Here is a 22,140-nt window from a genome sequence, read left to right on the forward strand (position 1 = left end):
TCAAATGATCGGCCGTTTTTTTTGGTTTTTTGTTGAGAATGTCTAGGGATTAAGTGCCGTTTATGGTAGATGAAAAATGTTTGTCAGGTAATGAATCCGCCACGGGCGCTGGTGCTAGCGTATTACAGCTGGATAGCAATGATGTCTGGTCAGTTATTACCGGGCACTTTGTTGCCCCTAGATCCGATTGTATCCTCACAATATTCCTGTTGCTCACTGCTGAGCATCCAGAACTGAAATTCTCTGAGTACCCGCTTGCAGTAAAGCTTGTCACTGACGTGGTTATGACTTGGCGTAGCGTAGCTGAGTAAAAAAAGAACCACTTTGTGATAACCGGTCATCCAATTAGAGTTATGCAGTAGAACTTATCCACATATTCACCGTGTAAGATCCAATAAATTAACCAATACGATCCCAGAACCACCAAAAAGATCCCGGAGCCGCTTAGGCCACTAACCATGCGCTCTGTAGCCACGCTTGTGTGTTTGCAAACGGGATAAGTGTGTTTGCTTACGGGATAACCATGTTTGTAAACGGGATGAATATGTTTGCAAACGGGATAAAGTGTGTTTATAAACTGGTAAAAGGATCCTTTTGTCCACATAACCCAGATCATCAAAGAAGCCCATTAATGACCATTAAAAACAATGCTTTAAGTCTAATTGATGTTCTTGCATCCAAAGGTGAAACAAAACTTACCCCCAACAAAAACAGCACTGTGCAGCCTGTTGCGCTAATGCGACTTGGTCTGTTCGTACCAAGCCTGAAGCGCAAAGGGAAGAACACAGACAGCGTTACTATAGATGCCTCAGAGGAACTATCCAAGCTTGATATAGCCCAGGCGGAAGGGTACTCAAACATTACGATAAGCGGGCCTAGGCTTTCGATGGAGACTGATTTTAAGGTCTGGGTAGCGGTCATTTTGTCATTTTCGAAGTATGGCCGGGACACAAACACGATCGAGCTGCCTTTCTCTGAGTTCGCCACGTTTGCCGGATACCCGGACAAGGAGAAAACGCGCGTTCTGCGGGAGAGGATCTCCGACTCGCTGACCAGATTGCGCGGTACCACGATTAGCCTTTCCTCAAAAAACAAAGACAAACTGACTGTTACCGGCTTGCTTCAAAAGGGGAACTGGGACGTGAAGGCTGACATTATCAAGCTTACGGCCGATGAGTCACTGTGGGAGCTGTACCAGGTAGACAACCAGGTGCTCCTACAAATGTTTGTACTCAGGAAGTTGGCGAACAAGGGGACGGCGCAAGCGCTATACACGTTCATCGAAAGCCTCCCACGAAAGCCGATCCCGTTGTCTTTTTACCGAATTAAGCAGCGCCTTGTGCTTACCTCTCCGCAGAACCAGCAGAATCGCATTATCAAAAAGGCTGTAGAAGAGTTGATCGCCACTGGTTATCTCGATGCCTCAATTCAGAAGCGGGACAAGGACTGGCATGTGTTGATACATGGCCGCAACCCCAAGTGCCATCTGCCAGCCGGTGTCAGCCCTATCGAAGGCCTGGACGACGACGAGTGATTTTGTGTTTAGAAACTGGATTGGCTCAAGTAAAAATGTGTTTGCTTACGGGATGGCTGGTGGTATTTGGCAAAGTTTGGCGCTGGGTACCGGGATAAACCTATAACTTTTCCCGTTTACAAACACATTTTCTTCGTTCTGAGCGCCAGCACACATCATTTATCCAGTTTATAAACACGCGGGTAAGTATCCATCCAGTTTATAAACACATTCCCAACACCACTCTTAAACATACATGATATGATTAAGGCTAATCCATCAGCCTAAAAATCATATGAGACTATCAATCATATGAGACTATCAGCAATTCAAAAGGATACCCTGTTTATCCTTCATGCCTTCCGCTTGAAGGGGCGTACCGGCGGGATCCGTCAAACGGGCCTGTTTAACATTGTGAGCGCCAACCGCCCGAGTGAGCTTTTCCCCAACAACTACAGCATTTCGTGCAGAACGATGGCCAAGAACGGGCTTGTTACGTTAGAGCGTGATGATAGCCTGCGGTTGTACCTAACTTTGACTGCGGCCGGTGCTGAGCAGGCGGCCGAGATCTACAAACAGCGGGTGGGATGAGGGGCGTTCTCCGACCAATAAAAAGGGCCGCAATAGCGACCCATATCTTCAGCGATTACTCTGGTTTGCATCCATTTACTCATAACAACCTCGTCTCGTTGAGCGTCATTAAAATTGTATGGCAGCCCGGCGACGAAACCGAGCGTTCGGTGATCAGCCTAGCCATACGAAGATACTAACATATACATTTGTTACATTGTCACTCAACTGCCCCGTTAATCTCGTTAACGGTGATGTTGTAGTTATTCGTCTTGGCCAGGCTCTCCATTACTTTTGGCAGGAATAGTGCCGGGTACTGCCCGTACTGCGCGATCAAGTCCTCCGGCAGAAGGCACATTTCCGCCGGTAGAATGGGCTTGTTGTGCCTGTCTGGGGCGATATTTGGCGTTAAAAGCACTGATGCTTTCGTGGTGCAGCCGGACAACAGCGGCAGGCAAAGGCTGAATAGAGCAGGGATCATCGACCATCGCTTGAGCGAGCTTTTCTTGCAGCACAACATTTTCACGTTTGAATTCCTCTAATTTCTCGGCTTCTTGGCCGCGTTTCTTATTGAGCTCAACCAGGCGATTCTCTGCGTCGTCGCGATCGGCGGCGGTCGTGGCCAAGGCCGACGTCAGGGCATCGTTACGGTTGTTGGCGTTGCGAAGCGCACCATGGGTTTCTTCGAGGGCTGACGCCTGTTCTGCAAACTTGCTGGCTATGACTGCATAACCACCCCAGGCGGTGGCCACAACTAAAAGCGCCACACCACCGATCAATGCGGCTCGGCGGATCTTCGGGATTTTCAAAATGCTGAAAACCAAGGGTAGGGGGGACATCATTTTCCTCCGAATAGGGCGTTAAGCACGCTGGTGGGGGTGATCGCTGTAATCGCGCCCTGCATCGAGGAGCTGGTACCCATGGAATCCAACACAGATATTCCCACTGCGTTGCTGAAGGCCTTGGCCGCCTGGTCAACGGATAACTTGCCATCTCGGGTTAAAACGCTCACCGCGCTAGCAGCGCCCTGGATGCCACTAGACGCGTTTTTCATGACTTCGCACGTAGTTATGAGGGTTTTGACCAGATCGTTGCTTAGCGAGGGCGCTGGTGGCGCTGTGGAAGAACCAGAGCCAGAACCACCAGCCGGTGGGACGTTTAGGATCGTGTTAATTGCGTTCATCGCGTTGGCCACTGGCGACGGGATCACTTTAGCAATAGCGTCAGCCATCGACTTCACTACAGCTTTGTCTGCTAACGCGGTTACCAGCGCCGGTGGCGTGGTAACAGGTTTGTTTTCTCCCTTCAGGTAACAATCCCAGCCGATGCTGACGGTGATCAGTTCCGAGGGAGATTGGTACGAGGAAAACGCTTCAGCAAAACCACTACCGGCACTTGCGGCTACGTCCAGGAGCCGGGCCACCTCTTTGATCTGGTTAATCGCTGCGGTGATACTGGAAGGGTACGTAACTTCGGGCAGGATCAGGGCCAAGAACTCGGCAGACTTGCTCTGCGCCTGGCTGCCAGCGGCCGCAGCAGCAGAAACGGACTCGGATGGTGTAAACCCCGATTTATTGAGCTCACGGAACGCCGCAATTTGCTTGGGATTATCCAGCATTAGAACACCTCCACCAGCGGATCGCCGGTGGCCACGATAGAGCCGCAGGAGACGGGATCATCTTTGCAGACCACCCCCTTTCCGTTAACTGTGAGCCAGGGCCGGGTAGAAACCGCTACGCCTGCATGCACAGATTGAATATCTGCGTGTGCGCTAAATAAACTGCCATCGACCATTACCGGCACGCCATTGATCGTGACCAATGGATCGCCTTCAACGCAGGGACGCGGGGGGAATCCCCCGTGCCCTGAACATATAGCCCCCATGACTGAGATATGTGACATCAGGCAAACGTCCCTTTCAATCGGGCGTGAAAGTCATTTTCAGTCTCGCCAGCCTTAATGAATGAATGGATATCGACGTTCGGTTTTAACAGCGGAGAATCCTTCGTAGCTAGATGCAGGACGTGGTATTCCTCGCTGGTGGCCAGCTCATGCACCAGCGCTTTTTCACCGTTTAGCACCAGTGGTTCATCACAGATGAGGATCGTGTCTGGGTAAATCGTCTCAACTATTTGTTGCCAATGGCCGTTTGAAGAGAAGCCGCCCAGACCGTCGAAGATGATATCGATGGGTAGCTTTTGCCCCATCATGTTGGTGGCGAACTTGTCCGTGAAGTCGCGGGGAGTCACAAACACGACTCGCGGCCGGGCGTCGTGTCGCTGAAAAATTAGGTTTCCTGACTGCACCAACGGTTCATCTTTAGGTAACACCTGGTTTAGAGCTGAAATGACAATTGGCCCGAACTTGCCTGCTTTGTTGCTCACGACGATCGTCGTGCGGCGCTTATCGATAAGATTTGCCACTGCGATGTTGGTAATTTTATTCGACATGCCGCAGGTAGGGCCGGTTAAGACCACTATTTTTCGGTTTTCCCCAGGGGAGAAGAATGCTTGTGCTACTTCTTTTTGCTGCGGGTTTAATATCGTCATGAGATGTGGGTTTGAAAGGATTCCGGTCGAAAGTGTCATTGGTTGCACTCCTTAGTAAAACGAGAAATACGCTTCTCTAGAATCGACAGGTAATCACCCATGATTCCCTTTTGTTCGGTCAAGAGGGTTTGTTCACATTGGGGGAGAGAAAGAAAAATGGCCGTGTTCAGAAAGTTAGAAAGCGCGTTTAGCTTTTCGGCCAGTTGATATCGTTCATCGATAACTCGTTGTTGATATGGCGCTGGTTGGGTTTGTTGGGACAAGGTAGCCTCTGCATATTGTTCAATGGAGGACTAACCGTACCCGAACTGAGTTTTGCTTCTGTATGCTAAATTGCGCGGGTACAATACCGACCAAACAGGAGGCTTTTGGCCGCGATAATCAGAAAGGATTTTTATGAAAATGAAGGCATTGCTGGTAACTGCATCTATATCTCTATTTACCCCCCTGGCATTCGCAGCACAGCAGGCGATATCGTTTCAATGCGATCGGCATAACATCCTGGTCTATAAACAGCATGATGGCCAAGGCCGTACAATCGTAACGCTGAATGGGGAACGGGAAGATAACGTAAAAACCTCACAATCTACCCAGGCCGGGGCGAGCGTTGTCACTATATCATTTGTTGAGTATGCGCAGGCTGGTGGGTCATACGGCCTTTATAATCTGCATGCTGTGGAAAAAAACAGTATGTATTTAACGAGCGAATTGTTAGATGCTGACGACCGGCCAAAGCGCAAAGCGAAGCGATACGAGTGCCGTTTTAATGGGGTAATCGATGCAGCTACTCCACCAGCATTCACAGCTGGCGAACAACGCAGGGCTGACGAAGAGTTTGATGCTAGAAACTAGGATAAGGAACATCTGTAATGAATAGATTTTGCAAATTTGGTTCAACATTTCCAAAATGGGATATGGGGGACGTAATCCTATGGAAATTGTTCCCTGATGATCCAGTTAAGGTTACAGGCGAGCCTAGGTTATGGGCGTACAAAGCTGCATATCTTCAATATAATAAAGACAGAATAATAAGACATGCACATCAGGAAAAAATACCAGTGTTACTTTTAGCTGGGGTGACAATAGCAGAAGTGGCAGGTGCCCCCGAGAGACTGAAAGCCTTTGGCGTGCTTCAAGCGTATCAGCTCATGGATTTTTTCAATAATAGTGTAAATAAAATTTCCAATGCAACATCTGTTGGGAGTTTGGCAATTCAGCTAAGAGCTGCTGCGGAAACTCTCGGCATTGACCCCGATGGATTAACAACAACCAAGCAGTTACAGTTAGCTAATTGCCTCTTGGATGATGAATTTAATATAAGCGTAGTCGCCAAACACCTTAGAGATCTTATAGTATATGATAACCCCGGCATAGTTGACACTTTAAACATAACAGATGAGCAGCTAATTATAGCTGCATCAAGATATAACCGAGGAATACAAAGAGATAGGGGGGATTTTGTAGCGTCAATAAATGCGGAAATAGGTGACCCCATAAGAGAATATAGTTCGTACGGAAGAACTATAATCAAAAGAAGATATATTATAATGAAAATTCTTGGGCTATGACATGAAGAAAATAACACCGATATCAATTATCATGGTGATGTACACTTGGTTCCTAATGTTATCATCACTCGCTTTCAGCACTTTAAGTGAAGAGTCCTATATTGATGGGGATGAAATTAAAAATGTTTGTGATGCAATTAGGGTTTATATTGTAGATGACTACAGGGGAACCATGGCAATAGCAATATTATTGGCATTCTCTCCTGTTGTCATTTACATGGCGGTAAGAAAATTTCGTGGGATTTTTGTTAATCTCAGTGCTGTGGCTTTTTTAATTTCATGGGTGTTTTTGTTTATTATAAAGTTCAAAAACTGCCCTTGGTATTGAATTTTAAAGCCGCCCTGGGGAAATAAGCAGGGCGGCTTTGGGTTACATAACTCTTTCATCCCAAATGCTATAACCAGAAGTACCAGCAATGTGGTGCTCCCATGTGATACTTTGGTATTTTAAAGTAATCATTTCTTCAGGTTGGTTTTTCTCATGGTCAATGGCATGCGGGTAGATAGTATTAATTCGGCTGATATAAGCTTTAGTTAATTTCACGGAGTAGTATAATTCTTGAGTACCTGACGCCGATGTTCTATAGAAATAGAACTTCACATCAAGACACTCATTATTTGATATAGCAACACCCCAAAGAGGAGAGGATTTATCTATTGGCTTAACAAATGAAATAGGCCCGTGATTAACGTTTTGCTCTCTTGATATAGCATGCTCGAAAGCAAGTGCTAATATTTGGTCTTCATGTCCATTTTGATACTTATTTCCTATTGATGCAAACGTTGAACACCCGCCAGAAATCAACCCTTGCCTTTCACCTGTAACACCTACATAAATCGAATTGGCCATATGTAAAATCCTTTTCAAAATTCTTGGTATTTATAACGATCATCGTGATTATAGTCACAAAAAAAACCATCTGTACATAACCAAGTGCCAGGCCAAAACGTAAACAAGGAATGCATTTACATTAATGATGTTATTAAGGTCGATATATATAAAATATCTATTTTATCTGGCTGCCTATTCATGTATTTTTGCGCTTCCTCCAGTGATGTGAACGTTTCAATTGTGATTTCATCCGCGTCAGGCCTTTGTGCTGGTCGTACAAGCGCAAACGTACCATCCCCGATCACTTTGAATACGGGCTCCTCTCTTCGGCTAACCCATTTAGCTTGGGCGGCTTCAGCCAGGGCGCAGGCATCTTCATAGCTGTCAGCAATGCCGAGCACTGACGATCTATCCCAGGCACCACCATTCAGGCAGCGAACGTGGATTTGCCCGGAGGTATGTGTCACTCCGTAGGGGTGATCCCACCAAGCATCTAATTGCGCTTTGCTACGTGCGTCGTTTGGCGTGTTATCGAATTCTTTGGGGAGTACGGGATCAAGCGGGATACGATTAGGCATTGTCTCTCCTGCGCAGGGCCGTAGGCATAATGGCCGTATAATTGCAGGATCCTTAGACGATTTGCAATGACGGAACTCTGATTATTAACTCATAATTATGAATTATGAATTATGAATTACTAACTAGTGTTTCACAATGATGACGCAAGCCCACGGGGGTGGGCTTGGTGGGGTCTGAAGCCCAATCGTACGAAAACGTACGCTAAGTATGTTTCTTAACCAAAATGGTGTTTGGTAGACTGGCGAATGTCATGACCGTGGGTAGTAGCCAGGTTTGGCCCTACGGCCCTTTTCATGCCAGGTATACCGCGATTGATCGATGGTGCCATCGCAGTGAATGCAGCGGTACTGTTTTCGATGTGCAGGATTGCTTGTGTTGTCTTCTTTAAACTCATGGTAGGGGCATGCGTTAAGCTTATCGAAGTTGGCCTTAACGCTGGTGGCTATACTGCGCATGTCCTCACCGGAAATACCAGTCAGCTCCCCGAGGACATCCAAACCGTTCTTTTTCTCCATGGGTACCTTCCTTCTAAATTGTCATAACGTTGCTATCAAATCACTAACGTTCTGCCGCGTATCGCCTTTGCAGCTAAGTGAGCGGGGGGCTTCTAGGTCGTGGATGGTCATTCTGTGTTTGGCATACAGATCAACGATGTTCGGTGCCTGGCTGTTTGTGATAACTATTGCAGCGCCTCGTAAGTGGGCGGCCGCCAGGTGATACATCAAGGTCTGCTGATCCTCAAAACTAAATCCACCAGGGGCATAAGTCGTGAAGCCTTTTTTTCCCTCCAGTGGTTCATACGGCGGATCGCAGAAAATTACATCACCGGGGCCAGCGCAGTCGATCGAGGACTGGAAGCTTTGATGGGTAAACTCACACCGAGCAGCTACTGCGTGACACGCTTTTATTTCCTTAGCTGGCAGATAGGGAGCTTTATATTTTCCGTAACTTGTGTTTATGCCCCCGGAAAGGTTGTAGCGGATTAACCCGTTGTAACCGTGCCGGTTGATAAACATGAAGTGAGCTGCACGCTCCACCAGCACCAGGTCGTCTTTTCCCGTGTTGAAGCGCTGACGGGCTGCCTGGTACCCATCAGCCGTGTTCTTTGTGGCGAATAGATCAATAAGAGCCTCTATCAGCTCGTCAGGCGACGATTGGATCACTCGGTAGGTAGTTATCAGATCATTGTTGATATCGCCGCATAGGTACGCTGGATAGTCAAAATTCATGAATACCGAGCCACCGCCGACAAACGGCTCAATCAGGCGTTTGCCTGCGGGCAGGTGCTGGGCAATGGTCTGAAGGATTGAGGCTTTACCACCGGCCCACTTGAACATAGAACGTGTAGGCTTCTCCCGAAGTTGAGCTCGCTTATTGACGTCGATACCGAGGGCAAGGCTTATCTCCATTTTGCTTCACCCCCAAATGCTGCAAGGGAGTCGCTGATTACTTCAGAGACGGTCTGCGCCATTAGGAGGAAATCGGCTCGCTTGCGAACGTCGGATCCAGCATCGTCCTCGTCCTGCATTTCGTCGTTGGTTTCCAGGAACAGATCGGAGAACTTCAGGCGTTTGAATATGCAACTATCGGTCATCGTAAAGTTAACGTGAAACTTAGTCGCGTGGTACAAGTTCAAGTTCGTTACCAGCTTGCCACTGGACATAGTGGACATGATTATCTCGCTGCCCAAAGGCTCATTGCGGAATGACGCCGTGCCGCCGTCGGAGAGAATATCTACCATTTTGGCATCACATTCTTCGGGCATGTGGAGTGGAACAGGGGCTTCACCCGCTTTCACCCATTCCGTCATGACCAGCTCGACAGGGTTCTCGGGGGTAAGCGGGACAACTGGCAAGGAGCCAAGGGTTTTGCGTAACAACGCGAGCGCGTTCTCTGCGGTCTTTGTGCTGGCGGTATCGATGATAACCCGTTTGTTGTCCTGGTCTATCCAGATCTGTGTTTCTGTCCTGCGTGGAAACGCACGAGGTAGCAAAGATTGCAGAATGTCCTCTTTGATTGTTGCGCGCTCTGTGTACTTCAGCCTGCGGTGTTGCTCCTCTTCAATCACTTTAACCCGGCTATTTATCTCTTTTTTTAGATGGCCGGGGGGAATGATTTTCTTCTCAGTTTGCATGCAAAGCAGGATGTGATTATTAATTTTTAGCGTGTACTGTCCTTCACCATCTAGGGCTTTCCATCCATTGCGGCTCATGTCATGAGGGCCGCACGCTGTGAATGCCAATGCTTGCAGCTGCTCATTAAGGTCTTCCGGCACCATTGTGCCTTCGCGATATAAATACACCGCCGCATTTTTGAACAGGGTAAACAAGGGTGTGTCCTTATTTTGTCATCGATTATCTAATCCATAATTAGATTATCGTGACTAATGAAAGGCAATACCAGTTTTTGTTCATTTGTACAGATGGTTAAGGGAATGGCCAGCGCACCAGGTTCACAGGTGCGCTGGAGTGCCTAGCCTTTGATAAAGGCGATTTGTCCCCCTTTAAAACTGATCGTCCCAGATGTGGAAAAACTCATGTTCCCACCAGCTTTAATGTCCAGCTGGTTTCCGGCGACTATCGTCACTTTACCACCGGCATTCAGGAACAAATCGGCTTTGCTTATCATGTACGCTTGCCCTGATTCATTCATCCCAATCGTCGTCCCGTCCGAGGTGCGGGTGATCGCAAAACCACCTCCTTCAGATCGCACTTCAAGTAGACCGTTGCGGTTGAGTACGGCATCTTTTGTAGGGTTCAACTGCGGTGCTGGTGGAGCATCAGGAACATCGGGCGGGATGAATTGGCCAGCCTGGCCAGATGCTTCCGGCGGTACGTTAGGGATTCCACCAGCCCAGTCTTGTGCTGCGCCGACAATCATCGGCCGACGGGAGTCTCCGTCATACGGGAATTCCACCCACACCATATCGCCCGCGATCGTCGGAATAAAACCGGCCCCGATCGGTAGCAGGTACTCTGCCCAGGGAAGAGCACGATCAGGCATATCGTCCCACTCGTGCATGAGCCGTATTTGTGCCTTCATCATGCCGCTTTCGTGGGCTGTGTTGACGATTACTGCCCGCCGTTTACCAATGATCTTGTTAGGCACTTTTCACTACCCCCAATATCATCCGGCATACGTATGAGCGCCGATCTTCGTAATGTGTTACCCCCATTATGGTCATGCTGGTTTCCACCGACTCATCGAGCGCGCTTTCTGTGTCATAGCGCTGAATTAACACCGTGAGGGTTTCGCCAACTGAGAGGCTGGAGTTGCCCTCACATTCAACATCAAGCTTGGGGATCATGGTTAATGACTGGTTCAGCAATACCTCCCGATTGGCATTGGAAATCATCTTGATCGGATATTCTTTCTTGCCGATAGAAATGTACCCATCGGTTTCATGGTATGCGGAGAATCGGTAACGAACCTTGTCGAGATAGCCCTCATCGAGGGTGAAGTGCCGAGTTTTTGTGAATAGGTTCTCAGCCGACGGGTTGTTGGTTTCGTATTTAGCAACGGGTTTTTGTCTCTCCAGTGCGGAGAGTGTTCTGACGTTCAGTTTGCCACGGGAAATCCAGGCCCGCGCACCATGATCGCGGGCTATTGTCTCAATGAGCTCTGACGGCTTTGCTCGTGGGTCGAGGTGATAAGTTGTGATCTGGTTGAAAGGGTCGGCTGCCAGTTGAAGACTATCCCCGGCAAGTGTACTAAGCATATCTTTGGGGTTCTGGTCGACAAAAAACCGAGGGGTAACGGCCCGCTGGTGGAGTTTATGTAGAGCCTTAGGTATGGCCACAATACGCACCGTATCATTGCCGTAGGGGCAGGACACGATCACCATATCCTCTTTCCAGTCAGCCCCGTTTTCACTATCCCCCATGATGGTCACCAGGGAAGAGCCTTCCCTCATTTTCCTCTCGTTCATCAGCTGATTGTTGACGTCACGGACATGCAGCTCCAGCACCGGCGCGCGCATGTTCATGTGTGAGGAATAAGTGGAGGTCGTGACCATTTCCCTGGGGATCTCCTCACCATCGATCACAACAGACTGTAGGAAAAACTGGTTCAGTTGTGCGGCCATATCAATTCTCTTTCACTGCTGTCAGGACTTCATGGCGGATCTTTCTCGGGTTAACGGCCATGGCCATCTTAACGTCGGCGGATACCGTGAGGACTGCTTGCGCTGCGAAAATACGCTCTTCACCGATCGGAGCCGAGATATCAGTGAATGCAATGTCGCGGCTATCCGTAAATGTTGCGTCTAACGCGGTTTCAACCAGAGCTAACGTAATCGGAGCTGATAGTGAGCGGTGCCCCGCAAATCTGAAGCTAACGCCGATTGTGTTAATCAACAGAGAGAGCGTTTCTTTCTCTGCGGCCAGTATTGTGATCGAGTACGTCAGTGAAGCATTTGTGGTGCCGATCGTGGCATAGGGTTTGTCATCCCCATCGCTGACCACTTCCAGCAGTAGGGGGGCAGGGGTATCACGTTTGTGCTCTAGGCCCATGAAGGCGGTATCGAAAGAGCGTGAAACGTTGATCACAGGCAGTACCTGGGGGTTCTTTGGCCTTTCAGTTTTGGCCTTCCTGGCATCGGAACGCCGCAGGGATTTTAAAAAATCGACTATATCGTCAAACTTCCCCAAGACAACTCGATTTGCCGCAGGGCCTCCGATAAATCGTACGTAGGAGGCGTTTTCTATGGATTTGGTATTGACCCTGGCATTGTCAAACATGCGGCTGATGTAGGCTGCAATGGCACCGTCAACGGCTTGGAAGCCAGAAACCTCAAATTCGCCGGTTGGTTCTAAATTCAATTCGTTGAAGCGGGATAGTAGTTTTTCCATCATTGTGTAGCCTCCGGAGATCCTTCAAAGTTGCGCGCCGGGATACAGTAGTAAACCGATCCGACTGACGCGGTACCGTACGTAAATATGCGGTGGACATACCACCAGCTGCGCACCGTGTTACCCTCTGATAACGATTCGTTCCATTCCAAAATAGAGCCAACAGGCACAAAGGCGCGGGCCGCCGGATGTGGGTTACCGTCGTCGTCTTCTCCCGTTTCGATCGCCTCAAGAGGGGGGGAAATCCGTAGCAACAGGACGTCATCAACGCCACCATCCTGGTCACCGTCGTTATCCATCGCATTGAGGCCTGCACGTTCATCCGGGCAATCCAGTATGGCCACCGGCGCAGGGTCACCGTAAGTTAGCGTTTTCTGGTTATTACCGATCTCTGTGAAGCTCGGCTCAACCGGCTGGCCATCGTCGTCTAAATCAACGGGTTCGGCATCGCTGGGGATGTAGAGCAGGGCGTCAAAAGCGTCAGGGTCAGCGGCAATGGCCCGCTGCCAATCTCTGCGCACCATGTCGTTAAAAGGCGCGTGCCCTGAATATCGGCTCTTTAGCGCCGGTGCTGGCCGTGATGCAATACTGTGAGGGATTGTTGCGGTAGCCGGTGAATCCGGCTCCCCGTGCGGTTCTGTGCCGTCGTTGTCGCTATCGCTGATATTTACATCATCAACGTTGGTAAAGGCTGGAGGTTCAACCTCAGGCGTGCTGGTGGGCGCTTCCGGTGCTGGCCTGATCTCGATAGGCATATTTTCCGGCAGCTCTTCCTCGTTTTCCGGCTCGAAAAATTGGCTGTAACGGCTCATGTTTTATTTCCCTAATGTGCTTTTAATGTGCAGTTCGAAGGCCTTGGCCGCCTCTTCTGGTGTTTTACCGGCCATTACCTGGGCGTCGATGAATAGCTGTTTCTGCATCTTCAATAAGTCTGACAACTGCCGCTTGTAGGCTTCGACGTCGCTGGCGTGCTGCTTGGCTTTAGCTTCAGCTGCTTTCCGGCGTTCGCGCTCCTGCGCCGTCACCTGGCGCGCCCTGGCCAGCTTCTTCCGAGCGTTATCGATCTTGGTTTTATCTTTGTCAGTCAGCTTGCTCTGTAGCGCATCGATACGCTTCTGGTACCGCTGATACTCGGCCTTTATCGCGGCATGGTTGGTCTTTCCTTTCCTGTTGCGATTGAGCTGCTTAATTTCGCTCTCGCTGAAGTATTCGGTTGTCTTCTTCCGATCGTCGCCGTAGTGATGGCCCTTTGAGGCCTTGATGAGGGATTCAATGATCCGAGTTTGCCAGCCAGCTCCCTGCATGCGGGTGAATGCGTGGATGATGTGTTTGCACGCCACACCCCGCAGGTTAGGGTTCTTGATCTTGGGGAAGACGTATTCCTTGGGCGGGGAGATGGTGAAATTGCCAGCTGTGGCGATATAGCGGTACCAGTACATATAACGGCCGCAGTCGCAGTTGATCGAAGCACGTCCGGCCACCAGCTTTCTGACCAGGCGCATTAGTGCGGCACGATCATTGGTAACATTCTCCAGGGCTTCATCCCACTCTTCGAATCGGAGTTGCACCAAGTGGCTGCTGTCGATTGAACGATTAGACGCGGCTACACGGATCAGGGCCACGTTGTGTTGTAAGCCGATAAAGCTGGCATTTGAAATGCCCGAACCGTCGTCTACGTTGTTGTTTGCCCGTTTGACGTCGATCGCTTGAGAGTGGGCCACGAGCTGGGCATACGTGATACCTGGCTGGGTATTTGTGAACTTCTTCCGTGCCTGGCCCCGGTTGGCTTCGAACTGTTTAAGGTCTTCTATCGTGAAGAAAGTGCCGTCTTTCTTTTTGCCGAGCCCAATAATGTCGTCTAAATGCTTATTTCTGAGTAGGGAAGGCGTGAGGTGCCTGCTGCCGTTCATCCGCCGACGCGAATGCGCACGCTCCTTCTGGATCTGGTCGAAGAGGCGTGCAAATTGTTTAGGCGATAAACCATCTGAGATGTACCGGCCGTTATCATCCTTTCTGAAACCGTCCACCAGCCCCCCTACAGCGCCTGGATGGCCGGTAATTCACCGGTATCAACGTAGTGGCGGATCCTTTCACGCAGCCATGCGATCGAAGGAGCAGAGAGGGTTTGGCCAATCGGCAGCGGCTCGTACTCCGCCACGGTACCGGCGAGCAGCCGAACGCACCAGCGCAGCTCGCAAATGCCCCAGATTCGATGTGCTACCAAGTCAGGGCGGTATTCCTCATCGGGTTTTATATCGTAACGGTATAGGTCTACATCCTGGCTATTGGATTTCCGGATCACCTCATTGTGTAGGTATGCCCGGATGATGGGGTCTTCGATGCAGCGATCGTCCAGTCGGTTGTAAGTGGTCATAAGATGATTGTGTCCTCGTCATGTCGTGTTCCTGCCAGTGTCACCGGCCGGATGTCTTTTTTGATTACTGCCTCGGTAATCCATTCTGGCCCGGTATTTACTTCAGCTTTTTGGGGATGTAGGGCACTCATCATTTTTTTGATGTAGCCAGTGCTGCCCACCGGCTGGTAGAACGTGGCGTAACAACACAATATTGTCAGAATGTGTTCCGCTTTGATTTCTGCCCAGGCTATGTTGTAGACGGCTTCGCCACTTGAGTTAAACGAGACGTCGACGATCGATGGGGGGATTTCGAAGCGGCCGCCTGTCGTGGGTAGGATTATGGCTTTAGTGCGTTTTAGTTCGTTATAGCGTTCCAGAGCGACGGAAATTACTGGCGAGCCAGTGTGGTGTTTATCACTAAGTCGGACACGGTTAGCTCCCGTGGCTTTTGATACGTCACCAGAGACTTCATCGACGATCGTCAGCATGCCTCTGCTGGCGAACTTGCGGAGCGAAGGAACGAGATTGTCGTTGATGCCTGTCAGTGTGGGAGCGTACTTAGTCGGTTCGTCCATGACCAGGACGTTATCTTTATAAAGGGCGCGAAGCATTACAGCGTTGGGGCCGGTCAATGTTGCGACGCAGATGGGTAAAGCGGCTGACATAAAATTCACCTCATACAGAAAGAAAAAAACCGCCCGAAGGCGGTTGGTTTCTGCTGCATGGGGATCCGGCTGTCGTGCTGAAAATGTGGTTTCGTGTCGAAAAGCAAAACCCCAAAACCGAACCGCCTCAAGCTACAAGGACTGCTTGGTACCTAACTAACAAAGAGATGGCATACATGAGATACGAAATCGATACTATCCGCCTGGTGCGCAAAAGTAAATAAAAAATTAGACATTCAAGGACAAACCCCAGCCAGGTTGTATCAGGCCTTGTGCGTTCTTCAAAACAAGGTGTGGCTGAATAATGGATTCGCCAACGATCCCGGCTTTTGCGTAGCCAGAAGCAGAACAATCCTTACTGATCGCATGGCCACCAGCTCTAAACACCATCTGAGCTTTGCCATTCCAGCCTTCGCGGTAAATTTCCCAAAATTCATAGTTCATTCCATGTAAATAATTAAACAATTAGTTTATAGATGACATTAGACATTCAGCAATCACCCCACCTTGGGAGGTTCTTCAGCGTTAGCAGTGCCTGTGGCTATGGACAATTCGGTCTGGTCTGGCTCATCATCATCTTCGGGGGCTTTCTCGACCGACATGATGGCCTCAATTTTAGCTGCGGCTTCTTCAGCTGAAATGCCAGTAAACGCGTATTCATCCAGTGCCGGAACATGAAAAACGTCCTTCCCCATATCCGTATTTTCAAGCATCCACTGATAAGTCGTGTCGCTCATGAACTGGAGTGTCAGATTTTCGCCTTCGACGGCGGGCTGCAACACGTATGCCTTGCGGCCGATACCTGCGATGCGCAGCGCGGCAAAACAGATGGCATGGCTTAATACGCCCGAAACCTCAGAAACCGGCTCTGTAGCGCCAAATTTCAGGCCTGTTTTGGCCATGTCGTTGGCACCGTAACCTGTATTCAGCTCTACGCACCACTGGCCGATTAGATCTCCATTTTTGAAAACGACAGGGGAAACAACTAAGCCCATCGAACGGACGAGGCTTTGGCCAAACGCTAGATTCTCGAACGGCCGTAATTCGGGCATGGTTTCATACGCGGAGAAATCTGGAGCGCTGCCCTCTGTTGGGTGTTTACGGATCCAGGTGCGAGAACCGTTTTCTGCAACAAACACGTTAGCTGGCCCCAGGCTGGCAACCGGGTCATGTTTAAGGCCTGCAATTAGTGCAAGCGCATTGGAAGCCTCAACGATATCGAGATTGCGATCAGTAGTGGTCAAGCTTAGGTCATCTGTTAAGCGGTATTTCATTCGTGATCCTTGAATAATTTAGAGCGGGAAGGAATTTTAGGGTGGTTTGAGCCAGCGAACGCCGTAGCGAGATGAGCAAGCACCCCTGCGAATTTAGCCTCACAATCCTGCATGCCTCGCCGGGCTGTTTCAGCTGTTGCCTGGTCAACAAAGGTGATGGCACGATCGAGGCTGAGCATTGTGTAGTCTATCGATATATCTCGTAACGCGGGGTGATCTGGCAGCTCTAGGCCCAGTACAACAACGGGGGTTTTATGCTTAAAACCGGCGGCCAGGGTAACTCGCCGGTTGTCCAAAATGAAGACCTTGGATGCATGAATTTTAGACACAAGACCCCCCGATAAAACAACGTTGTCATTGTATATCTAATTTATAATTAGTTTAACGCTATTTTTGTTAGTTGGTCTTCTTGCCATGCTCCATGAAGTCCAACATAGCCCCTTTTTGGGCCTCAATATGACGGATGTACCCCATGACGGTTTCAGGCTTTGTCCATGTACCTTCCTGCATGATTTGGGCCACGCTGTAACCGGCGGCCGCCATGTCTTGTGCAGCTCCAACACGGGCGCTGTGGCCAGTCCAACATGTATACCGGTCTTTGTTGGCCTTGACGTCGTTTTTCTCCAGTGCTGCCCATGCGTCAGAAAAGATCTTTTCCATCGATGGGGCGGTAAGAGGTTTGGTCGTATTGATGATCGCCTTGTTGGTTCGGTGGGTGCCACAGAAGAGAAAAGCGTCGGGGTGGTCGGCCAACCCGGCCATGTTTATCCAGCTGGTGAGTCGTTCACTCGACTGAAAACTGAGTGATTTGGTTACGCCCCCAGCTTTGAGAACTGTCTTGGTATAGCCCACATTAAGGATGATTCGACCATCGGGAGCTCTACCGATGTCGCGAACCCGGATGCGGGAGATCTCGCTCATACGTAGCAAAGTGCTGTATGCGACATGGAGAAAAGCCAAGTTGCGGATGATGGCCACACGATCTGAAGCAACCCAGAGTACATCGAGGCTAAACAGATCATCCCGCCGGAACGGTACAGCCTGGCCAGTGCGTTCACCGGCAACAAGCGCGGAGCGGCGGGTCAGCCTCATGGCTCGCCTGACCGTAGATGAAGAGGTTGGCGATACTACTTGCGCCTCACGATGTAACATAGCAATCATTGATGTATGCACCTGGATTGTGCTGACGGCCATACCTTTTTCTTCCATGTGGGAAATATAGTCACGGAGGTCGGTACTTTTCATTGGGAAAAAAATTCGACCTTCTTTTTTCGCCCACGCTGCAACTATTCGCATAACGCTGATTAACTGCTCCCAGGTGTTGGCAGCGAAAGCCCCTTTATCACGAACGAGCTCGCGCAGCCGTGCGGATATATCGTCCTGTGCGTCGAGGGCGATAAGTGAATTCAGGCCGTTGAGGTTTTCCATGTTCTTTCCTTCGTTTTAACGCTGGTGGCGCTACGTGAAAAATACGTCACTCGCAAGGGGATTACCTTGCAGATTTTCTGTAGCGATACTGATTCCGAATGCTACTTTTTATAGGATTTTTCTTGGTAGTAGCTAAGAGGCCCGTGCGAGTCTAAACCCCTATTAGTGATTCGGACGTAGGCAGGTTTGATTTTTACCGTCGACGAGCTGCCAGGAGAAAAGCTGATGCAGGGCGATAAACGCCCATTGAACGGCCATACCCTTCCCCCTTCAAACCGCATAACTTTATATAACTCCCATTATATAAAGTCATTGATTGGAAGTAAAGAACGCCTATGATTAAGCTCAGAAGCCGCCCTGTAGATATAATGCTGTTTTTTGACAAAACTCGCGGAACAGGACGCAAACGCAAGAGATTCGTTTACACCCACTCAAAAAAACGGTCATCCATTGATATAATTTGTAATGGACACCGATCCAAAACCATATAAAATACGTATGATATGGAATGAAAACAGACTATTCTTTTAAAGGGAATTTCGTGAGTTCTTTAACCTCTCCTGATCACGATCAAATACTGAAATCGGCAAATGAAAATTTCATCACTATAGGGACATCTTCTTTTATCACTGAAATGATGTGTGTATTAAGCGTAGAATTTCCATGTGACTGCATGCCGGAAGCACACAGGAGAATAAAGATCCTGAGCCAAATAAATGCTTCGTAAGCCAATAGTTAACATTGCTAACTTAATGGCTTAGCGGCTTGTCCTGTTCCCAAAGCCCCTTTCTGGGGGCATTGACAGATTAGCTCCTGCGAAACCACCTGTACGATAGACTGGCCCCCCCCCTGTACTAAAGTATAAAAAAAACCCTCCATTTGTGGAGGCTATGTAGGTTTAGTCTCATAAATCCCTCATATTTCATCTAACCAGCAAAAAACATTCTCAATTCGTGTTGAAACGTATTAAAATAAAGTTGGTCTAATAAACTAATTGGTAATTAGACTTCCGGGGTTATAGGAAGGACTGTGCAGCGCTTATTAACGTATGGGAATGAATTACATAATGAATACTTCCATCATTTTCGATACCGCATTTAAAGCATTTAAAGAAGTGCGAAGGGAGTGGATTCAGATTTTACACGACAATGCGGCATACATTAACGACAGCGGAGAGGCCGTGGAACGGCCGGTGGCAGTGATCAATGATCCGGAAGTGATGGATCGCCTGCGACATCTACAAAAGGAATGGGAGCTCTTCTACCAAATTGCTGAGTCCAGGCGCGCACTGAAGCTTATGCCTTTGCCCCCATCGTTTTATTCTCCGATACCAATTATCGCGGCAGATGGTGACTTAGCTGGCATCATCATTAGACCAGCGGCAAACACAATAAAGTGGCACCGTGATAAAGTGATCTTGACACTCCAAAAGAAGCTGACCCAGCATCTACGGATGCGCAGGACAGTGGAGTCAGGAATGTTGCCAAAAAGCGAACTGGCTATGATAAATGCGGCGATCGCTGTGTATGAAGCCGATATAGAGCGCTTCGAAGCCATGCCAGAAGACACCATACTCGTGCGGCGGCAAAGTGGTTACACCGATGTTATTGTAAAGATCAAGAACGAAGCATTACAGGAAGATGTGACTACTCTTGTTGGGAAGTTCGATGGCTTTATAGATATCGAATCCACGCGGGTGGGAGCCCACGGTTGTGTTATCAATGGCTCTCGACTGAAATATGAGCCAATCGTCGAAAACAACGCCGCAGGCGTCCGGTCTAATGTTTATGCAAGCATTAAGCCGGTGCCTTGCGCGCTAGCGAGCTCTAACGTGTCTTTTTACTTCCTCGACGATGTGAACCAGGCAAAAGAAAAATTAAAGAGAGAAATTGACGAGGCCCGACGCGAAGTGCTCCGCCTGCGCATAAGATCTGGACGTGCAGATAGTGATAGGATCGCCGCAGAAAAAAAGGCATTTGACGCGAAAAGGAAGCGAGTTCCGCGTATTACTAGCAAAGCTATTCCAAAGGCTAAAAATTGATGTGTTGCAACGGGAAGGAGGTTATGCCACTCCTTCCTCCGGATCATCAAATGCATCGAGATACTTCAGTGCATCAACACGTAAGCTTTCACGGTCAAACCCGGTATCGTCATTCGCTGCTACATAGTCCACCAGCATAGCGAAGCAGAACGTGTCCCACCGGTCTGGAGATTTGATATTCAACTTCTGCCGCATGACGGTTTTTTTCATGATCACGTTTTGACCCATTTCGTTGATGTCCACCGGGATCTTGCTGGCCTGCTCGGCTGTAGCCTGGTTGGCATCCAGGCGCATCCGGCCAGACTTAACCGCATCGCGGGCCATGATGTTGGCAAAGGCCCGCTGATTGGCAAATCGTTGCTTATCTTCGCGGGAGTGCATCGGCTTACCCCAGTTGATACGAACCACAGGAACGCCCAACGATTCCAGCTCTCTAACGGTCGCATCACCAATGCCGTCGGCATCCACCGCGATGGTTATGTTGGGGTACTTCTCCTGGGAGCACTCGTTAAATATGGCATGTGCGAACTTCGTTGGATGGCAATCACCAGGCATCTCCAGCACTTTGAACGGGACAACTCGGCGAGTAAGCCTGCTGCCAGACACGCGGAAGATGCTCAATATCGACTTGTCACGGCCGTTCCCGACGTCGCAGCACGCGATCCAACCCCATCCCTTGTGTAACCTGACTTTTCGCCTGGCGGCCCTGTCGCACTCATCCCGGCCCAACAAGAAGCCGTTGGCATTTTTCGGGAACAGGCCCAATACCTTGATCTGATACTCGGGATTATCACGGCCGCCGTACTCAAGCAGCTTACTGCGAATGAATTGGGCGTTAACCCAGGGCGATTCTTCCGAGTTAAGTGTTATGGCCGTGAAATCGCCGTTAGGATTGTCCTTGTTACGCGCAAGCTTGTGGTGGGAGTCATAGAAGTACCCGCTTGGCCTGGTAGGCTGCGAGATTAGCAACAGCCGGTTATCGTCTTGAGTTAGTGCGCCGGTGATCACACCGAATGCTTTATCGCTAACGCCAGATGCTTCGTCGATGATGTAGAAAAGATGTTTTGCGTGCTCACCGGCCAACGCCTCTTCGTTACCGCGACGGAAGCCTTTGGCCATCACAGTCCAAGATCCCTTACTTGTGATCTCGTAAAACGAAGTGTCGGTAACAACGAAGTAATTTTGGAGCCACGGCTCTCTCCGGACACATTCTTTCCAGTTTTGTTTCAGGTACTTAAATACGCCGGTCATTACCTGCTGAATTTTGTTCGCGACGATTACAACACGGGCCTCCGGATAGAACATGAGGAAGCACAGGATCATGATTGAGGTTATGTCTGACTTACCTGTACCATGCCCAGACGCCACTGTTGTGCGGCTCCCCGTTCCCTGTGCTGCGTTGATGATATCTTCTTGCTGCCAGCTCGGGATCTTGCCAAATAACTCTACGGATGCCCGCGCCCAATCATACCGGTACCGAATAACCATGTCCCGCCAGCGAGGGTCTGCTGTTATAGAGCGTATCTTCTTTCTACGCGCCATAATCCCCGCCCTCCGGCCCATACAGCTCCTCTTCTGTCAGGTCGTTATCAAACTCTTCTTCTGACTCATATTCAGCACCGATGAATTCACCTTCACGGCCATCGCCGTCGGCATCGATGTCCCCATAGTTCCCGTCATCCACGATCTTCGCCACCAGGGCGCGGCGTTCCGCTATAAACGCCTCTTTGCCATCCCGCATGGCTTGATGCTGCCTGGCCTCTTCATCCAACTGATCTTGATCGACGGTACTTTCTTCATCATCGACTTCAGGCGGCCTGGCGGCCTCGATACGGGCTTGTTGCATTAAGTGAGGTGGAACTATGCCCCCGTTGGCTTCGATGTATGCTGCCGTCTCTGTATAGCTCCAGTCGTG

The 22,140-nt window shown here is 49.5% G+C and carries 28 protein-coding genes; 5 read left to right on the top strand and 23 right to left on the bottom strand.

The window, feature by feature from the left end; translation table 11 throughout:
* The first annotated feature begins 631 nt into the window (after window positions 1–631).
* Window positions 632–1,534 (top strand): RepB family plasmid replication initiator protein, encoded by a 903-nt coding sequence (locus KAJ71_RS20625; protein ID WP_248947402.1) that lies wholly within the window; start codon window positions 632–634, stop codon window positions 1,532–1,534.
* An 812-nt stretch (window positions 1,535–2,346) separates the two neighbouring features.
* Here the strand turns inward: KAJ71_RS20625 and KAJ71_RS20630 are convergent.
* The 5 genes from KAJ71_RS20630 to KAJ71_RS23690 form a co-directional block, all read right to left on the bottom strand.
* Entirely contained in the window at window positions 2,347–2,925 is a 579-nt protein-coding gene (locus KAJ71_RS20630) for a hypothetical protein (RefSeq protein ID WP_248947403.1), read from the bottom strand.
* Window positions 2,922–3,701: a hypothetical protein gene (locus KAJ71_RS20635; protein WP_248947404.1), complete on the bottom strand. Its 780-nt coding sequence runs from the start codon at window positions 3,699–3,701 to the stop codon at window positions 2,922–2,924. Before KAJ71_RS20635 ends, KAJ71_RS20630 begins: the two co-directional genes overlap by 4 nt.
* Window positions 3,701–3,904, bottom strand: a complete 204-nt coding sequence (locus KAJ71_RS20640) for a PAAR domain-containing protein (protein ID WP_248947405.1) — start codon at window positions 3,902–3,904, stop codon at window positions 3,701–3,703. Before KAJ71_RS20640 ends, KAJ71_RS20635 begins: the two co-directional genes overlap by 1 nt.
* Window positions 3,905–3,984: 80 nt before the next feature.
* On the bottom strand, window positions 3,985–4,671 hold the full coding sequence (locus KAJ71_RS20645; protein ID WP_248947406.1) for a hypothetical protein: 687 nt from the start codon (window positions 4,669–4,671) through the stop codon (window positions 3,985–3,987).
* Complete coding sequence (locus KAJ71_RS23690; protein WP_375540746.1) at window positions 4,668–4,895, bottom strand: crAss001_48 related protein; 228 nt, start codon at window positions 4,893–4,895, stop codon at window positions 4,668–4,670. The genes KAJ71_RS20645 and KAJ71_RS23690 overlap by 4 nt, the downstream gene beginning before the upstream one ends.
* Window positions 4,896–5,028: 133 nt before the next feature.
* Here KAJ71_RS23690 and KAJ71_RS20650 point away from each other — a divergent pair, with 133 nt between their 5' ends.
* Genes KAJ71_RS20650 through KAJ71_RS20660 form a run of 3 tightly spaced genes read left to right on the top strand, consistent with a single transcriptional unit; the run spans window position 5,029 to window position 6,528 of the window.
* A complete protein-coding gene (locus tag KAJ71_RS20650; RefSeq protein ID WP_248947407.1) occupies window positions 5,029–5,484 on the top strand; it encodes a hypothetical protein in 456 nt (151 codons plus the stop codon).
* 17 nt (window positions 5,485–5,501) lie between these two features.
* Window positions 5,502–6,200: a hypothetical protein gene (locus tag KAJ71_RS20655; protein WP_248947408.1), complete on the top strand. Its 699-nt coding sequence runs from the start codon at window positions 5,502–5,504 to the stop codon at window positions 6,198–6,200.
* A gap of 1 nt (window position 6,201) precedes the next feature.
* A complete protein-coding gene (locus tag KAJ71_RS20660) occupies window positions 6,202–6,528 on the top strand; it encodes a DUF2645 family protein (RefSeq protein ID WP_248947409.1) in 327 nt (108 codons plus the stop codon).
* 42 nt (window positions 6,529–6,570) lie between these two features.
* Here KAJ71_RS20660 and KAJ71_RS20665 read toward each other — a convergent pair whose 3' ends face one another.
* The 16 genes from KAJ71_RS20665 to KAJ71_RS20740 form a co-directional block, all read right to left on the bottom strand.
* Entirely contained in the window at window positions 6,571–7,050 is a 480-nt protein-coding gene (locus KAJ71_RS20665) for an Hcp family type VI secretion system effector (RefSeq protein WP_248947410.1), read from the bottom strand.
* Window positions 7,051–7,166: 116 nt separating this feature from the next.
* The gene (locus tag KAJ71_RS20670) at window positions 7,167–7,610 is read right to left on the bottom strand and encodes a DNA-binding protein (protein ID WP_248947411.1); all 444 of its coding nucleotides are present in this window, start codon (window positions 7,608–7,610) and stop codon (window positions 7,167–7,169) included.
* Between the two features lie 249 nt (window positions 7,611–7,859).
* On the bottom strand, window positions 7,860–8,126 hold the full coding sequence (locus KAJ71_RS20675) for a hypothetical protein (RefSeq protein WP_223665856.1): 267 nt from the start codon (window positions 8,124–8,126) through the stop codon (window positions 7,860–7,862).
* A 21-nt stretch (window positions 8,127–8,147) separates the two neighbouring features.
* Complete coding sequence (locus KAJ71_RS20680) at window positions 8,148–9,020, bottom strand: DNA adenine methylase (protein WP_248947412.1); 873 nt, start codon at window positions 9,018–9,020, stop codon at window positions 8,148–8,150.
* A complete protein-coding gene (locus KAJ71_RS20685) occupies window positions 9,011–9,940 on the bottom strand; it encodes a recombination-associated protein RdgC (protein ID WP_248947413.1) in 930 nt (309 codons plus the stop codon). Before KAJ71_RS20685 ends, KAJ71_RS20680 begins: the two co-directional genes overlap by 10 nt.
* A gap of 143 nt (window positions 9,941–10,083) precedes the next feature.
* Window positions 10,084–10,656, bottom strand: coding sequence for a baseplate protein (locus tag KAJ71_RS20690; protein WP_248947414.1), 573 nt, complete (start codon window positions 10,654–10,656; stop codon window positions 10,084–10,086).
* 55 nt (window positions 10,657–10,711) lie between these two features.
* Window positions 10,712–11,695 (bottom strand): hypothetical protein, encoded by a 984-nt coding sequence (locus tag KAJ71_RS20695; protein WP_248947415.1) that lies wholly within the window; start codon window positions 11,693–11,695, stop codon window positions 10,712–10,714.
* A 1-nt stretch (window position 11,696) separates the two neighbouring features.
* A complete protein-coding gene (locus KAJ71_RS20700) occupies window positions 11,697–12,464 on the bottom strand; it encodes a hypothetical protein (RefSeq protein ID WP_248947416.1) in 768 nt (255 codons plus the stop codon).
* Window positions 12,461–13,273: a phage tail protein gene (locus KAJ71_RS20705; RefSeq protein ID WP_248947417.1), complete on the bottom strand. Its 813-nt coding sequence runs from the start codon at window positions 13,271–13,273 to the stop codon at window positions 12,461–12,463. The genes KAJ71_RS20700 and KAJ71_RS20705 overlap by 4 nt, the downstream gene beginning before the upstream one ends.
* A gap of 3 nt (window positions 13,274–13,276) precedes the next feature.
* On the bottom strand, window positions 13,277–14,488 hold the full coding sequence (locus KAJ71_RS20710) for a phage tail protein (RefSeq protein ID WP_248947418.1): 1,212 nt from the start codon (window positions 14,486–14,488) through the stop codon (window positions 13,277–13,279).
* 8 nt (window positions 14,489–14,496) lie between these two features.
* A complete protein-coding gene (locus KAJ71_RS20715) occupies window positions 14,497–14,685 on the bottom strand; it encodes a hypothetical protein (protein WP_248947419.1) in 189 nt (62 codons plus the stop codon).
* A 146-nt stretch (window positions 14,686–14,831) separates the two neighbouring features.
* On the bottom strand, window positions 14,832–15,482 hold the full coding sequence (locus KAJ71_RS20720) for a maturation control protein (RefSeq protein WP_248947420.1): 651 nt from the start codon (window positions 15,480–15,482) through the stop codon (window positions 14,832–14,834).
* 228 nt (window positions 15,483–15,710) lie between these two features.
* The gene (locus tag KAJ71_RS20725) at window positions 15,711–15,926 is read right to left on the bottom strand and encodes a hypothetical protein (protein ID WP_248947421.1); all 216 of its coding nucleotides are present in this window, start codon (window positions 15,924–15,926) and stop codon (window positions 15,711–15,713) included.
* Window positions 15,927–15,979: 53 nt separating this feature from the next.
* A complete protein-coding gene (locus KAJ71_RS20730; RefSeq protein ID WP_248947422.1) occupies window positions 15,980–16,756 on the bottom strand; it encodes a hypothetical protein in 777 nt (258 codons plus the stop codon).
* Window positions 16,753–17,085 (bottom strand): hypothetical protein, encoded by a 333-nt coding sequence (locus KAJ71_RS20735; RefSeq protein WP_248947423.1) that lies wholly within the window; start codon window positions 17,083–17,085, stop codon window positions 16,753–16,755. The genes KAJ71_RS20730 and KAJ71_RS20735 overlap by 4 nt, the downstream gene beginning before the upstream one ends.
* 67 nt (window positions 17,086–17,152) lie before the next feature.
* Window positions 17,153–18,184: a tyrosine-type recombinase/integrase gene (locus KAJ71_RS20740; RefSeq protein ID WP_248947424.1), complete on the bottom strand. Its 1,032-nt coding sequence runs from the start codon at window positions 18,182–18,184 to the stop codon at window positions 17,153–17,155.
* Between the two features lie 1,066 nt (window positions 18,185–19,250).
* On the opposite strand from KAJ71_RS20740, the gene KAJ71_RS20745 reads away from it, so the two are divergent.
* A complete protein-coding gene (locus KAJ71_RS20745; protein ID WP_248947425.1) occupies window positions 19,251–20,225 on the top strand; it encodes a hypothetical protein in 975 nt (324 codons plus the stop codon).
* 21 nt (window positions 20,226–20,246) lie between these two features.
* On the opposite strand, the gene KAJ71_RS20750 is transcribed toward KAJ71_RS20745, so the two are convergent.
* Window positions 20,247–21,767 carry a terminase gene (locus KAJ71_RS20750; protein WP_248947426.1) on the bottom strand — a complete coding sequence of 507 codons (1,521 nt, stop codon included), beginning with the start codon at window positions 21,765–21,767 and terminating at the stop codon, window positions 20,247–20,249.
* Window positions 21,757–22,071 (bottom strand): hypothetical protein, encoded by a 315-nt coding sequence (locus tag KAJ71_RS20755; RefSeq protein WP_248947427.1) that lies wholly within the window; start codon window positions 22,069–22,071, stop codon window positions 21,757–21,759. Before KAJ71_RS20755 ends, KAJ71_RS20750 begins: the two co-directional genes overlap by 11 nt.
* Between the last annotated feature and the right edge of the window lie 69 nt (window positions 22,072–22,140).

Source organism: Serratia silvae, assembly GCF_023282985.1.
Classification (GTDB): domain Bacteria; phylum Pseudomonadota; class Gammaproteobacteria; order Enterobacterales; family Enterobacteriaceae; genus Chania; species Chania silvae.

Excerpts from the sequence above, each read along its gene's own strand:
- KAJ71_RS20625 (WP_248947402.1), top strand. The coding sequence starts at position 632 with ATGACCATTAAAAACAATGCTTTAAGTCTAATTGATGTTCTTGCATCC.
- KAJ71_RS20630 (WP_248947403.1), bottom strand. The coding sequence starts at position 2,925 with ATGATGTCCCCCCTACCCTTGGTTTTCAGCATTTTGAAAATCCCGAAG.
- KAJ71_RS20635 (WP_248947404.1), bottom strand. The coding sequence starts at position 3,701 with ATGCTGGATAATCCCAAGCAAATTGCGGCGTTCCGTGAGCTCAATAAA.
- KAJ71_RS20645 (WP_248947406.1), bottom strand. The coding sequence starts at position 4,671 with ATGACACTTTCGACCGGAATCCTTTCAAACCCACATCTCATGACGATA.
- KAJ71_RS20650 (WP_248947407.1), top strand. The coding sequence starts at position 5,029 with ATGAAAATGAAGGCATTGCTGGTAACTGCATCTATATCTCTATTTACC.
- KAJ71_RS20655 (WP_248947408.1), top strand. The coding sequence starts at position 5,502 with ATGAATAGATTTTGCAAATTTGGTTCAACATTTCCAAAATGGGATATG.
- KAJ71_RS20660 (WP_248947409.1), top strand. The coding sequence starts at position 6,202 with ATGAAGAAAATAACACCGATATCAATTATCATGGTGATGTACACTTGG.
- KAJ71_RS20665 (WP_248947410.1), bottom strand. The coding sequence starts at position 7,050 with ATGGCCAATTCGATTTATGTAGGTGTTACAGGTGAAAGGCAAGGGTTG.
- KAJ71_RS20670 (WP_248947411.1), bottom strand. The coding sequence starts at position 7,610 with ATGCCTAATCGTATCCCGCTTGATCCCGTACTCCCCAAAGAATTCGAT.
- KAJ71_RS20675 (WP_223665856.1), bottom strand. The coding sequence starts at position 8,126 with ATGGAGAAAAAGAACGGTTTGGATGTCCTCGGGGAGCTGACTGGTATT.
- KAJ71_RS20680 (WP_248947412.1), bottom strand. The coding sequence starts at position 9,020 with ATGGAGATAAGCCTTGCCCTCGGTATCGACGTCAATAAGCGAGCTCAA.
- KAJ71_RS20690 (WP_248947414.1), bottom strand. The coding sequence starts at position 10,656 with ATGATGAAGGCACAAATACGGCTCATGCACGAGTGGGACGATATGCCT.
- KAJ71_RS20695 (WP_248947415.1), bottom strand. The coding sequence starts at position 11,695 with ATGGCCGCACAACTGAACCAGTTTTTCCTACAGTCTGTTGTGATCGAT.
- KAJ71_RS20700 (WP_248947416.1), bottom strand. The coding sequence starts at position 12,464 with ATGATGGAAAAACTACTATCCCGCTTCAACGAATTGAATTTAGAACCA.
- KAJ71_RS20705 (WP_248947417.1), bottom strand. The coding sequence starts at position 13,273 with ATGAGCCGTTACAGCCAATTTTTCGAGCCGGAAAACGAGGAAGAGCTG.
- KAJ71_RS20720 (WP_248947420.1), bottom strand. The coding sequence starts at position 15,482 with ATGTCAGCCGCTTTACCCATCTGCGTCGCAACATTGACCGGCCCCAAC.
- KAJ71_RS20725 (WP_248947421.1), bottom strand. The coding sequence starts at position 15,926 with ATGAACTATGAATTTTGGGAAATTTACCGCGAAGGCTGGAATGGCAAA.
- KAJ71_RS20730 (WP_248947422.1), bottom strand. The coding sequence starts at position 16,756 with ATGAAATACCGCTTAACAGATGACCTAAGCTTGACCACTACTGATCGC.
- KAJ71_RS20740 (WP_248947424.1), bottom strand. The coding sequence starts at position 18,184 with ATGGAAAACCTCAACGGCCTGAATTCACTTATCGCCCTCGACGCACAG.
- KAJ71_RS20745 (WP_248947425.1), top strand. The coding sequence starts at position 19,251 with ATGAATACTTCCATCATTTTCGATACCGCATTTAAAGCATTTAAAGAA.
- KAJ71_RS20750 (WP_248947426.1), bottom strand. The coding sequence starts at position 21,767 with ATGGCGCGTAGAAAGAAGATACGCTCTATAACAGCAGACCCTCGCTGG.
- KAJ71_RS20755 (WP_248947427.1), bottom strand. The coding sequence starts at position 22,071 with ATGCAACAAGCCCGTATCGAGGCCGCCAGGCCGCCTGAAGTCGATGAT.